The 12,551-nt window shown below is 61.7% G+C and carries 12 protein-coding genes; 9 read left to right on the top strand and 3 right to left on the bottom strand.

Translation table 11 applies throughout. The features are described 5' to 3' along the window. The first annotated feature begins 542 nt into the window (after positions 1–542). Genes Q7O19_RS11450 through Q7O19_RS11480 form a run of 7 tightly spaced genes read left to right on the top strand, consistent with a single transcriptional unit; the run spans position 543 to position 6,612 of the window. A complete protein-coding gene (locus Q7O19_RS11450; protein WP_303810662.1) occupies positions 543–1,139 on the top strand; it encodes a lytic transglycosylase domain-containing protein in 597 nt (198 codons plus the stop codon). Beyond that, a complete protein-coding gene (locus tag Q7O19_RS11455; RefSeq protein ID WP_303783295.1) occupies positions 1,136–1,456 on the top strand; it encodes a TrbC/VirB2 family protein in 321 nt (106 codons plus the stop codon). Before Q7O19_RS11450 ends, Q7O19_RS11455 begins: the two co-directional genes overlap by 4 nt. A gap of 1 nt (position 1,457) precedes the next feature. Further along, positions 1,458–1,733: a type IV secretion system protein VirB3 gene (locus tag Q7O19_RS11460; protein ID WP_273462444.1), complete on the top strand. Its 276-nt coding sequence runs from the start codon at positions 1,458–1,460 to the stop codon at positions 1,731–1,733. After that, positions 1,717–4,083, top strand: coding sequence for a VirB4 family type IV secretion/conjugal transfer ATPase (locus Q7O19_RS11465; RefSeq protein WP_303810653.1), 2,367 nt, complete (start codon positions 1,717–1,719; stop codon positions 4,081–4,083). Before Q7O19_RS11460 ends, Q7O19_RS11465 begins: the two co-directional genes overlap by 17 nt. Further along, entirely contained in the window at positions 4,080–5,252 is a 1,173-nt protein-coding gene (locus tag Q7O19_RS11470; protein WP_303810654.1) for a type IV secretion system protein, read from the top strand. The genes Q7O19_RS11465 and Q7O19_RS11470 overlap by 4 nt, the downstream gene beginning before the upstream one ends. Beyond that, entirely contained in the window at positions 5,249–5,920 is a 672-nt protein-coding gene (locus Q7O19_RS11475) for a virB8 family protein (RefSeq protein WP_303810655.1), read from the top strand. Before Q7O19_RS11470 ends, Q7O19_RS11475 begins: the two co-directional genes overlap by 4 nt. Positions 5,921–5,952: 32 nt before the next feature. Continuing rightward, complete coding sequence (locus tag Q7O19_RS11480; protein ID WP_303810656.1) at positions 5,953–6,612, top strand: TrbG/VirB9 family P-type conjugative transfer protein; 660 nt, start codon at positions 5,953–5,955, stop codon at positions 6,610–6,612. 53 nt (positions 6,613–6,665) lie between these two features. On the opposite strand, the gene Q7O19_RS11485 is transcribed toward Q7O19_RS11480, so the two are convergent. Further along, positions 6,666–7,133: a hypothetical protein gene (locus Q7O19_RS11485; RefSeq protein WP_303810657.1), complete on the bottom strand. Its 468-nt coding sequence runs from the start codon at positions 7,131–7,133 to the stop codon at positions 6,666–6,668. Between the two features lie 9 nt (positions 7,134–7,142). Between Q7O19_RS11485 and Q7O19_RS11490 the strand changes: the two genes are divergently transcribed. Beyond that, the gene (locus tag Q7O19_RS11490) at positions 7,143–7,721 is read left to right on the top strand and encodes a TrbI/VirB10 family protein (RefSeq protein ID WP_303810658.1); all 579 of its coding nucleotides are present in this window, start codon (positions 7,143–7,145) and stop codon (positions 7,719–7,721) included. Further along, a complete protein-coding gene (gene virB11 / locus Q7O19_RS11495) occupies positions 7,718–8,740 on the top strand; it encodes a P-type DNA transfer ATPase VirB11 (RefSeq protein ID WP_303810659.1) in 1,023 nt (340 codons plus the stop codon). The genes Q7O19_RS11490 and virB11 overlap by 4 nt, the downstream gene beginning before the upstream one ends. Before the next feature lie 250 nt (positions 8,741–8,990). On the opposite strand, the gene Q7O19_RS11500 is transcribed toward virB11, so the two are convergent. Together Q7O19_RS11500 and Q7O19_RS11505 are read right to left on the bottom strand one after the other, a co-directional pair. After that, the gene (locus Q7O19_RS11500) at positions 8,991–10,370 is read right to left on the bottom strand and encodes a DUF1501 domain-containing protein (RefSeq protein WP_303810660.1); all 1,380 of its coding nucleotides are present in this window, start codon (positions 10,368–10,370) and stop codon (positions 8,991–8,993) included. A gap of 11 nt (positions 10,371–10,381) precedes the next feature. After that, complete coding sequence (locus tag Q7O19_RS11505; RefSeq protein ID WP_303810661.1) at positions 10,382–12,088, bottom strand: DUF1800 family protein; 1,707 nt, start codon at positions 12,086–12,088, stop codon at positions 10,382–10,384. Positions 12,089–12,551: the final 463 nt, after the last annotated feature.

Raw genomic sequence — 12,551 nt, forward strand, 5'->3', positions numbered from 1 at the left:
TTCTGTCCGGCGCACCAACTCCACGTTTCTCAGCCAATCTGACCCTCTCAGGCTGCCTCATAATCCAAGGGAATTGAAAGGATTGCCATTCTAAGTGTCTCTTGTTCTCTCACCGCGGCGCAGTTACGATGTGAGACAAATTGAGGCACAAGGCGACGTGGCAGCCGTGCGGCAACTGCTCACTCCGCCGCTGCGTTGTGCACCACGCCCGCAAACCCAGCCATAAGGAGTGATCTGAGATGAAGCGCATTTCTCAAATAGGGTTGCTGGCATTGGCGGCATCTACGCTGGCCGCCTGTGATGGCGGCAAGCGCATGGGCACTGCAGCGGCGGCGCTTCTAACCGCTGTGGCTCCGGCACGACAGGGAAATACCTTTGGCGCCAACTTCGGCATGGCATTCAGGGCGCCTCAGACGGCTACGCGTGTCACGCCCGCTGATGGCGATGTCGGCCCGCTGTCGTTGATAACCAACCCGACAGCGATCGGCTAATCAGTGCCAGGGGAGGGCTCGCCATCGGGTTGGAGGGAGCTGGGGTTGGCGATGCTGTTCGCGCTGGTTGCGGCGGCGCCGGCGATGGCCCAAGTTTACGAGGTGAGTGAAAGCGGCAGCTTTGAGACCTATGACAAGCCCGCCGTCTTTACGATCGGCAGTGTGCAGACAATTGAGCAAGCGCGCAGTGGCAACCCTGAGGCAAGATCTGCAGATAATGTATCGGGCTTGTCCTCGGTCTGGTCGCAGATCGATGCCCAGGCTCGGCGCCATGGTTTGCCGCCGGCCCTGTTACGGGCTGTCGCCTGGCAGGAATCGCGCGGCCGTGCCGGGGCGGTGAGCGACAAAGGGGCGTTGGGTGTCATGCAGCTCATGCCAGCAACGGCAGCGTTTCTCGGGGTCGATCCGCTCGACGTTACGGACAATATGCGTGGTGGCGCCATGTTCTTGCGGCAACAGCTTGACCATTTCGGTAGCGTACCCCTAGCGCTGGCAGCCTACAATGCCGGGCCTGGGGCGGTGAAGCGGTTCGGCGGCATTCCGCCGTATCGCGAAACTCGCTTGTATGTCGCGTCGATCCTTGCAAGATTGCCTCCCGAAACTATTCAGGCGCCATTTTTGATATCGGCCGGGGATGCGCTTCGATGATCAAGAAAGTTTTCATTGTGCCGTGCGTTGTTGGATTGGCGTTCCTGCCATTTCTGGCCTACCCGGCCGACGCGCAGATTGCAGCGCCTGATCCGGCCGGTTCAGGCCCGATCCTGGGTGCCGTGTCATGGTTGCAGGGCACCTTGCTCGGCAATGTAGCAACTGCGGTCGCCGTCATTGCGGTTGCGGCCATCGGCTTCATGATGCTGACCGGGCGCATCAACTGGCGCTATGGCGCCACGGTCGTGCTCGGATTGTTCGTGCTATTCGGTGCCGGCTCGATTGTGGGCGGCATTCGATCGATCGCTGGCGGCTGAAATGCGCGCCGATCCACTCTTTCGTGCACTGGCGCGACCGCAGATGGTGGCCGGGGTGACCTATCCGTTCTTCGTGTTGAACGGCATGCTCGCGATTGAGCTTTTCCTGGTGTTCAAATCGGTGTTCGCGTTGCTGCCGTCGCTTTTGTTTCATGGGATCGGCTATGCAGCTCATCTGCGTGATCCCCATGTGATGGCGCTGTGGATGACCCGTCTGCGCCGCACGCCGCGCGTCCGCAATCGGCGGTTGTGGGGTGCCAATGCGTACCGTCCGTAAACGGGCCGCTGCGCAGGAGGCGGAGGTTGGTGACCATCTGCCGTATGCAGCACAGATTGATGATTTCACGATCCTCACCCGTGACGGCAGCGCGATGCAGATCATCCGGCTGGCGGGACTGCCGTTCGAAACCATCGATGCCGTGCAGCTTGAAGCCCGCAAAATGGCGCGCGATGCCATGGTGCAGGCGATTGCCTCGTCGCGGTTTGCGCTGGTGCACCATGTCGTCCGCCGGGCTGTCACCGCCACACTTGAGGGCAATTTCGGTGACGGGTTCAGCACGGCATTGGACACGGCCTGGCGAACGCGATTGGCTAACCGCCGGCTCTATGTGAACGATCTTTACCTGACCTTGATCATCCGGCCGCTTGCCGGGAGAGCCGGGATCGCTGAGCGCCTTCTGAACATTGTTGGGGCCGGCTCGCTGCCCTCAGGCAATATAGGCGCGGAAATCCGCCTGCTGAACCAGGCGCGTGATACGTTGCTTGCTGCGCTGGAAGCCTATTCCCCGGAACTGCTTGCCGCCTATGATCTGCCGAACGGTCTTGCTTCTCAGCCTGCCGAGTTTCTGGCGACGTTGGTCAACGGCACCACGGCGCCCATGCTGTTGCCGGTCGGCGACCTTGGCCGCGCCGTGCCAAGGCGGCGACTGAGCTTTGGTGCCGATGCCATCGAGTTTGGTGCGATTGATGGCGAGCCGGCCAGTTTTGCCGCCATCCTATCGGTTAAGGATTATCCGGCCCAGACATCGGCAGGGATGTTCGACGATCTGTATCGACTACCGTTCGAAATGACGGTGACCCAGAGTTTTGCGGTGGTCGATCGCGGGCCGAGCTTGGAGCGGATGGATCTGGCGTTGCGGCGGATGCGATCGGCGGATGACGCTGCTGTTTCGCTGCGCGCCGAACTGGCTCAGGCCAAGGATGATGTTGCCGCCGGGCGCGCCGTCTTTGGCGAGCATCACTTGACCGTAATGCTCAAAGCCGCAACGCTGGCCGAACTTGACCAGGATCTAGGCGAAGCGCAAGCGCTGCTCGCCGAAGCAGGTTTTGCCGCAGTCCGCGAGGATCTGGGGCTAGAAGCCGCCTTCTGGGCGCAGTTTCCGGGCAATTTTTCCTACATCGCCCGGCGTGCGCTCATATCTTCTGCCAACTTTGCTGGCTTTGCCAGTGGCCATAACTTTCCTGTTGGGCAGGCATCAGGCAATCACTGGGGATCGGCGGTGACGTTGTTCGAAACCACATCGGCCGGGCCATATTTCTTCAATTTTCATCGTGGTGATCTGGGAAACTTTACCGTTATTGGCCCGTCTGGTTCCGGCAAGACGGTGGTTCTGGGCTTCCTGCTCGCCCAGGCGCGCCGCTTCGATCCGCGGATTGTTTTCTTCGATAAGGATCGCGGAGCCGAGATTTTCTTGCGTGCCATCGGCGGTGTTTACGACAACCTGCGCCCCGGCGAACCGACACGGATGAACCCGTTGGCGTTGCCCGATACCGCAGCCAACCGGCTGTTCCTCAACCAATGGCTCGCGCGGCTTGTAACCAGAGATGATGCGCGGCCAACCACAGAGGAGCTGGCGTGGATCGCCGATGCCGTCGACGCGAGCTACACAGGGCATCCCGAACATCGCCGGCTGCGCTATTTTGCCGAGCTGTTTCGTGGCCGAAGCCGCGCATCGAGCAGTGATATCGCGGCGCGCCTCGCTCCCTGGCATTCAGACGGCGAACACGCCTGGCTGTTCGACAATGCGATCGATGGACTTGATCTGAGCGCCGACACCATCGGTTTTGACATGACCGCGATCCTAGACATTCCTGCGCTGCGCTCGCCAGCGATGCTGTATCTGTTTCATCGAGTGGAAGAACGGCTCGATGGCCGCCCGACGATGATCGTGATCGATGAAGGCTGGAAGGCGCTTGATGACGATGTGTTCGTGGCGCGGGTCCGCGACTGGGAGAAGACCATCCGCAAACGCGGAGGGATCATCGGCTTTGCCACCCAATCGGCATCGGATGCTCTGCAAAGCCGCATCGCCTCAGCCATCATCGAGCAGGCTGGCACACAGATTTTCATGGCTAATGCCGCTGCTCAGGCAAGCGATTACATGGACGGTTTCGGACTGACTGCGCAAGAATTTGAGCTGGTGCGCACCATTCCGGACAGTGCCAGGGCGTTCCTTGTCAAACATGGCAACGACTCTGTGGTTGTCCGCCTCAATCTGGCGTCCGAGCCGGAATTGTTGACGGTATTGTCCGGACGAGAGCGCACCGTGCGCTTGCTCGATGGCATCAGGGCGCAGGTCGGTGATGATCCGGCCGCCTGGTTGCCGCGGTTGCTGGCCGCCGCATGAGCGCCCTGTTGTGTGCAAAGCCAGCCGTGCCCGGCCTTGCTGCCCAGCTGCTGGCAGATATCGATTGCCAGGCATTCGGCCTGGTAGAGCGGGGCTATGCGGCGTTGGCGGCACCTAGCGGGCCGGCATCTGTCGCGTTGACCGGGTTGCTGGTGATTGCGGTGGCGCTGCTTGGCTATCGGCTGCTGTTAGGACGCGGCATCTTGTCGGATTCGGTTGGACTGGTTGTCCGCATCGGGATCGTGCTCACCATTGCTACCTCATGGGCCGCCTGGCAGACGGTCGCCTATGACACGCTGGCTCGCGCGCCATCGCAAGTTGCGGCCGAGATACTTTCGGGCCCGGCCACCATCGATCCGTTGCTAGGCGTCCAGGTTGCGCTCGATCGGATCGAAGCCGCCAGCGTCGGATTTCGCATGCGGGCTGGTACCGCTTCCCCGCTGGTGGGCGGGCCTGCGGCATCGTCGATGACGCTGATTGTCGCCTCGTTTGTGCTCACCCTATCGACGGTCGGCCTGCTGGTCGTCGCGCGTCTGGTTCTGGCGATCCTGCTGGCGCTAGCCCCATTGATGGCTGGTTTCCTGCTGTTTGATGCCACGCGCGGTATTGCTGAAGGCTGGCTTCGCGCCATGGTAGCAGCGGCGCTGGTGCCGTTGTTCGTGCTGACGCTGGCCACGATCGAGACGGCAATTCTGCTACCGTTGATCGCGCGATTGCTGGCGGAGCAAGCCGCCGGCCTCTACCTGGCGGCATCGGTGACGCCGATTGGCCTGGTTGCCCTAATCTTTGCCGCTGCCATGCTCGCGGGGGCTGTGGCCGGCAGCCGTATCGCCGGCGGCATCAGATTGTCGGGTCGCACCGCCGTCTTGCAGCGAGCCGTCGCTTTCGGCATATCAGTTCCAAGCGCCAGCCCTGCGATAGACGCTGCGCCTGCGCAACAACACTCGGTGGCGCAAGTGCTTGCGGCCGTCACCCGGCGTGAAGCAGCCGCCAATGGCGCGGGCGCGGTTGCTCGCTCCAAAACGGGCGTTGTCGTCGCTGGGTCGGCACTATATTCAGGCGCGACTTCGCGGTCATCCCGGCTGTATACTGGCGTGCCAGCCGCGGGGTGGTCGGCGCTAAGCCGCGCGCCCCGGCGCACTCGAGCCGGCAAGAGGCGTGACAGATGAGCGAGCGTGACACTTACTATGCCGCGGCACGCACCTGGGCAGATGATCGTGTCGCCGTAGCGGCACGGCAGACGCGACTGGCCTGGATCGTTGCCGGCGCCGCTGGCGGCATCGCTGCCTTGCTGGCAATTGCGCTGGCGTTGTTGGTGCCGTTGAAATCGGTGCAGCCTTATGTGGTGACTGTCGATCGTCAGTCCGGCGCCGTCGAGATTGCAACCACGCTGACGGATGGCAAACTCACGCAGAATGAAGCCATCATTCAGGCGCAATTGGCCAGCTATGTTCGCGCCCGCGAAACCTTTGACGAAACCGATCTGCGGCTGCAATATGCCCTTGTTCAGCGACTGTCGGCACCCACGGTTGCCCGCGGGTATGTGAGCACCATGGCAGCCGCCAATCCCGAAAGCCCGCTGCGCACGCTAAACCGCGGCGATACTATCGCGGTTGATGTGAAGAGCGTGTCGCTTATCTCGCCCGGCGCTGCCCTGGTTCGCTTCGACACGCGCCGTTCTAGCCTGAACGGCGGCCAAGCCAGTGTGCAATCGTATGTCGCGGCAATCAGCTTTGGCTTTGCCAATGCCCCACTCCGGCTTGAGGACCGGTTCGATAATCCGCTAGGCTTCCAAGTCACGAGGTATCGGCGCGATATTGAGGGCATGCCGCAATGACCCCGCGCCTGCTGTTTGCGCCGCTCCTGCTGGTGCTGCTCACCGGCGCGGAGCTGCCCGTCCCTGGGTTGCGTGATGCGCATATCCAGACGGTGTTTCATGACGATGATCAGGTGGTGCAGCTGATTGGCGCGCTTGGCTGGCAGATCACAGTCGAATTCGCGGCCGATGAGCGAATTGAAACCGTGTCGATCGGCGATGCGCTCGCCTGGCAGGTCACACCCAACAAGCGCGCTCGCAACATTTTCCTGAAGCCGCTGATCAAGGGCGCTGCGACCAACATGACCATTATCACCGATCGGCGGCGTTATGTGTTCGCTCTGGAAACAGGCCCGCGCCTGGCGACGACACCGTGGGTCGTGCGTTTTGAGTATCCCAAACCCGTCGTGGTCGCTATCGCGGAGCCACCATTGCCGCCGACGCCCGTCCTGAATTTCGCCTATGAGCGCCAGGGCGCTGCCAATCTGTTGCCGGTTCGCGTCTGGGATAATGGCACTGTCACCTTCTTCGAATTTCCTGAAACCACGGCTGTACCGGCCATTTTTGCCGGCGGGCCAGGTAAGGATGAAAGCCTCGTCAACAGTTCAACGCGTGGGCGGGTGACGATTGTGCAACAAACGGCGCCGCGCTTCACGCTGCGCAGCGGAAAGCATGTGGCGACGGTGGTTCTGGCGACGGCGGCAAAGCGATGACGGGTGATCCGCCTGTCCATCGCCCGTTGGTTGCGCGACCGCCGCGGCCGCTCTCAAAATTTGGTGTCAGCGCATTGATGATCGGCGGCGCTGTCGGCGTGTTTTTGTGGTTGTCCGAGGCGCGGGCAAGCCAGATGGCTCGCGACGCCGATCTTCCAACGGCTGGTGCGATTGGTGTTGCGGCCGTTCAGCCCTTGCCAACGCCGCCCGGACCCGCTGCGTCGCCAGCCACCTTGCAGCAGCCGTCTCAGCCTGCGCCAGCGGCACCGTTCGCGCTGGCGCCGGCATCGACCCGTCCGTCTTATTTCGACGATGACGCCCGCCAACGCGCTGAGGCGCGGCTGCGTGCGCCGGCCCTGATTGTCGACCTTGCGCAGGTGAGCACCGCCATCGCTGCAGCGCCGCTGCCCGATTTGCCAGCCGGCGCCGTCCTGGCGCCAGTGTCGGCCCAGAATGAAGGTCTGAGCAGGGCTGAAGTGTTTTCTGCACGGGTCGGGACGGAACGCGTCGAGGTATCGCAAGCCCAGCGCATGAGCGGGCTCGATCGCCTGGTGCCACAGGGCGCAATCATCGGGGCCGTCATGGAAACAGCGCTGAACTCTGATCTGCCGGGCTTTGCGCGTGCGATCGTTCAGCGCGATGTGCTGAGCTTTGATGGCAGTGCGGTGCTGATCCCGGCTGGCAGTCGGATCATCGGTAAATATCAATCGGGTATTGCCCGTGGTGCTTCCCGCGTTTTCATCATCTGGACGCGGCTGATCCGGCCAGACGGTGTCTCAGTGACGCTGGCATCCCCGGGCATTGACGAAATCGGTCGCGGCGGGGTGCCCGGCAAGGTAAACCGACATTTCCTGCAACGCTATGGCGGGGCGATCCTGCTGTCGGTGCTGACCGGCGGCCTCAATGTTGCGGCAGCGTCTGCCAGTGGTGGCGGCGGAACTGTGGTTGTTGGTACGGCAAGCGAAGCATCTGCATTGGCGACCCAGGCCGCCGCCGATCTCGACATTCCGCCGACCATCACCACGCCGCAAGGCGCGCTGGTGCGCATATTCGTGGCGCAGGATCTCGACTTTTCCGCGGTCGGGCCAATGGCGGCTGGGCAGAAATGACCACTCCAGCGCGCGTTTATCTCGATGCGTTTCTGGCACCGCTGGCAGCCTTCCTTGGCCGTGACGATGTCACCGATCTGTTGATCAATCGCCCGGGCGAAGTGTGGCTGGAAACCGGCGGCGCCACCGAACGGCATGACGTCCCCGAGCTGACTGATGCCGCCCTGTGGCGCCTGGCGCGGCAGGTAGCTGCGGCTGCTGATCAGGGCATCAGCCGGGAACACCCGCTGCTTGCCGCCACCTTGCCTGATGGTGCACGCGTCCAGATTTGTGCTCCACCTGCGACCCGCGGTCATGTAATTGCAGCGATCCGCAAGCACAATGTGCCCGATTTTCGCCTGGCTGATTATGGGGCAGCCGGTGCCTTTGCCAGAGTTGGTGAAACCGCTCTGTCGCGCGTTGGGGTAGACGAGGCATTGGCCCGGCGGTTGGCCTCCGGCGACACTTTGGGCTTTCTTCAGGCGGCAGTGCAGGCGCGCAAGACCATCGTCGTCGCCGGCGCCACCGGCACCGGTAAGACCACCTTTCTGAACGCCCTTCTGCAAGAAGCACCGCCGGGCGAGCGCCTCGTGCTGATCGAAGACACGCCGGAAATCCAGTTGCACCATGCAAACGCGGTCGGATTGGTCGGCGTGCGCGGCCGGCTGGGTGAAGCGGAGGTCAATACGGCGGATCTGCTCGCAGCCTCGCTGCGGCTGCGCCCCGATCGCATCATCATGGGCGAAGTGCGCGGGGCAGAGGCGCTGAGCTGGTTGCGCGCCGTCGGCACTGGTCACCCCGGATCTATCACTACCGTGCACGCCAGCTCGCCGCAGGGGGCTGTCGAACAATTGGCGCTGATGGCCTTGATGGGTGGCACCGAATTGCGCCGGGCTGAATTGGTCGATTATGTCCGCAGCACGGTTGATGTGTTCGTCCAGCTCGGCCGAGATGGCGGCAGCCGTCTGGTCACCGGCGTCACATTCGGCGGTGTTTCTGCGCCACCGGCTGGGCATCGGAACCAAGAGTGCTCAGCTTGACCGTTGCTACGGGAAACGGCGGACCCTCCTAAAGTATAAGCAGGGACTTTTTGCGGAACGGTTCCCAGTCGGCGCTGCCCGCATTCGAGATGACGGCAAAGCGCCGGAAGCGACCGGTCGACACGACCCAGCGTTGCCAGGTCAACTCGGGCCAATATGAACTTGTTCACACGGGGGATGTGACTTGACCGGCACGGCAGACGAGGACGATGCAGGGGACGAGGTCTTTGCAGTGTGAAACCCTTGTTGGTCAAATAAATCCAAGGTTGCGCGATGCCACCGGATAATTGCCGATAAATGGCAGCACGCTCACCATGTCAGCCGCGCTGACGCCGAACCAGCTCGCCATCGTTGCGGCATATTGATCGACGCTGATCGCCGGCAATAGCCGCCCTTGGCCCACATCGTCGGGGCCATTGTGGGCGAGGACCGGCGGCTTTCCGTAGAAATTGCGGCCGTTGACCGCCCCGCCGACGACAAAATGCATCGATCCCCAGCCGTGATCTGAGCCGCTGGAGTTGCTCAGGAGGGTGCGGCCGAAGTCTGAAGCGGTAAAGGCGGTAACACGACTGGCGACGCCGAGCTCGACAGTGGCATCGTAGAAAGCCCGCATAGCGTCTGCCACCCTGCCAAGCAGCACGGGATGCGTCGCCAGGAGCCCCGAGTGGAGATCGAAGCCGCCGAGCGAGACGAAGAAAACCTGCCGCTTGGCGCCAAGTTCCTGTGATGCCGAAATCAGCCGGGCCACGACTTTCAACTGGTCGGCCAGCGTGTTGCCGGTTGGAAACGGCGTGGCAATCGTCGGCCCGCCGGTCAGCGCGGTTGAGACTTGGGTGTAGGCGGTAAGCGCCCGACCGCTTGTGCGCGCCAGCTCATTTCCGAACAGATTGCCCTGGGTGGCGCCGATGATTGATTGCAACGCCGTCGCACCGGCAGCCGATCCAAACAGCGTTCTTGCATTGCCATTCAGCGCAATCGGCCCTGCCGAGCTCACGGCATATTGGCTCGCGGTCCTGCCAGTCAGAAAAACAGCGTTGCCCGCGGCGTTGATCGCTGTGACTGCAGGAGTGTTGTTTTGAGCCAGAAACAGATCAGCCATGCGGCCACCCCACCCCGATTTGGCGCCTTCGACTGTCGACGACTGCCAGAAGGATTGCTGATCGTTGTGGCTGAACAATTTTGGCGGCAACGGCACATTCTTGGCGAGATACTGCGCCTTGGTTGTCGGCTGGATCAACGTTCCAACGTTGAGCACCGCCGCCATCTTGCCGGCATTGAACACCGGCAGCAACGGAGCCAATGCTGGCGCTAGCGCATATTGGATGCCGCCGGCAAGCGGCGTCGCCGGGGTCAACGCCGTGGCGGCAAGGTCGGCGCGGGGAATGGCAATGGTGCTGCGCAGCGCGCTGTAGGTCGCATAGCTTGCCGTGTCATAGGGTACCAGCGTGTTGGCATAATCATTGCCGCCGAACAGAAACACGCAGACAAGCGCCTTATAGTCCGTCGCCGTTGCGGCTGCTGCGGCGCCGATATCGCCCAGCGTGCCAATGAACGGCGCTGCCGAGGCGGCGATGCCCAGTGCGGCGCTGTCCTTCAGGAACGTCCGGCGCGATGGCATGTTCGGCAGCATGGATCCGGCCCTCACTTCTGCACAAGATATTCGGGGGACGCGAGTGTGAGCAGCAGCGCCATGTAGACCCGGTTGTTTAGGCCTGCTGGCGTGTCGGCCGAAATTCCGTCCACGACGGCCTTGATCTGGGCGCTGGTGGCGGCGCTCAATTGGCCGGCGGCCAGGGTCAGGTTGATTTCTTCTATCAGGGTTGCCGAAACCGGCGCCTTGGCGATCAGATCGGTGTAATTCGCCCTCACATCGCCAATCCCGGTCGAAATCACCGTCTGCATGTAATTGACATAGCCGATCACCGACGTCTCGTTTGCGAGCTGCAGTTCCGGCGCAACAAGGTTTGCGTTTGCAATCGCGCTGTTGGGCGGCGTGTAACCGGGTCGGAAGAACCCGAAGACGCTTGGCGATCGACCGGGGCTCTGCGCCAGTCTGGTCACGGCGCTGGTATCGCCGAATGCCCAGCCATTGCCTGGCGAGTTTGCGCCAAATGCGCGTGCCCAGCCAGTTAATCGTAAGACCGGATCGCGAACTTTGCCAAACGAACTGGACGCGCTTGCGGCGTCGTTGCGCGCCTCGCTGTCGGTAAGGATCGCCCGGATGATCGCCTTCATATCGCCTCGGACGCCGCTGCCATTGTTGACAAAGGCGGCGGCCACGCGGCCGACATACGCCGCCGACGGATTGCTCGTCACCAGGCGTTGGATGAGCCGCCTCGACACGAAGGGCGCGATGTTGGCGTGTGCAAACAGCGTGTCTAGCGCCTGGTTCTTGCTGTCTACGCCATTGGTGTTGGCCGAGATCGTCTTGCCCAGGAAGGTCTTAGCGCCGGTTTCGTGCTGGCTCGCTGTATTGATCATGGGCCGGCGGTAGCGATCAGGCGTTGTGTTGTCGGATGAATCGAGGTTCCAGCCGGTCCAGACCCGCGCCATGCCGCTGACATCGTCGGGCGAGTAGGTCTCGATCGGTGCGCCTGCATTGAGCTTTTGGCTGCCATCGGCATTGAGCTCCGTCAGCCCGATGGTAAACAATTGCATCAGCTCGCGTGCATAATTTTCATCGGGCAGGGCACCTGTTGCCGTATTGGCCTTGCGGTTGCCGATATAGGTCAGGAATGACCCCATTGCGGCATTGGTGCTGATCTGATCAAGCAGAACCCGGTAGTTGCCAAAGGCATTGTCCATAAGGACATCGATATAGGCGGCCATCGCGAACTGGCGAAAACCGCCAAGGGCCGCGCCGCTGATCCCGACAACCAGAAAATCGAGCAGCGCCAGCCCGACCCGCTGCCGGAGCTGATCGGGGCCTGTAATCAGCTGGCTCCACATGGCAGGGTCGAAACCCGCTTCGTTGTTGACGTTGCCGGCGACATTATAGCCATTGGCGACAAGCCAGTCCCAAAGCGTCTGGGAGCGCGGCAGGTTGAACTGCTCGGTAATCCAATCATCGAAGCCAAGCGTTCGAACGCGAGCTATCGAATCGGCTGTTGCACCCATCGATGTCTGCGCCAGGAAGCGCGACGCAGAAAGTGCAGTGGTGCGAAAAGCAGGCGTAACCACTGGCGGCACGACCGAGGTCGAGCCGCCGGATGATGAACTGCCGCACGATCCGAGCGCGAGCGCCGCGACCGTGATGCCCGCCAAAGCCTCAACAGGCGGCCCCTGAACGGCCGCATACTCCGCCACGCTTTGCGATCCCCCAGGCTGCGCAAGCTCGCTGTTTGTCATTGCCCCCCCTTTGACGTCCCTTGTGTCATATAGGAGAAGCTTGACAGCTCCTAGCGGGTTTCAACGTAATTCAGCACGTCTTAAATCGGGATTATTGACGTGCGCCCCAGATTGATAACGTTAGGATTGATAGTGCTTTGCATTAATAGCTGATGGTTAGCATGATGCTTTGGGGCTTCGGCTATGCATCCAATCTCAATAGGCGATGATATCAGTGAATATCCGTCAGAATAACATCATTGGCGGGCTACGATGACAGAAATCAGGTATAAAACCACATAAACAGAATTCATTAAATCATATATAAATCAATCATACCAACAATCGTGAAGCCTGACTCACGTGGGCGATTCCCAAGAGCGCGGTGATTTGATTCAACATTCCCTTTCGAGGGAGGTTGCGATGGCTGCGGCGGTGAGTTTGCGGGCGGACTTCACAGCGACGGCATTACGGCGGCTTGCGC

It is taken from the genome of Sandarakinorhabdus limnophila DSM 17366 (assembly GCF_945882885.1).
Classification (GTDB): domain Bacteria; phylum Pseudomonadota; class Alphaproteobacteria; order Sphingomonadales; family Sphingomonadaceae; genus Sandarakinorhabdus; species Sandarakinorhabdus limnophila_A.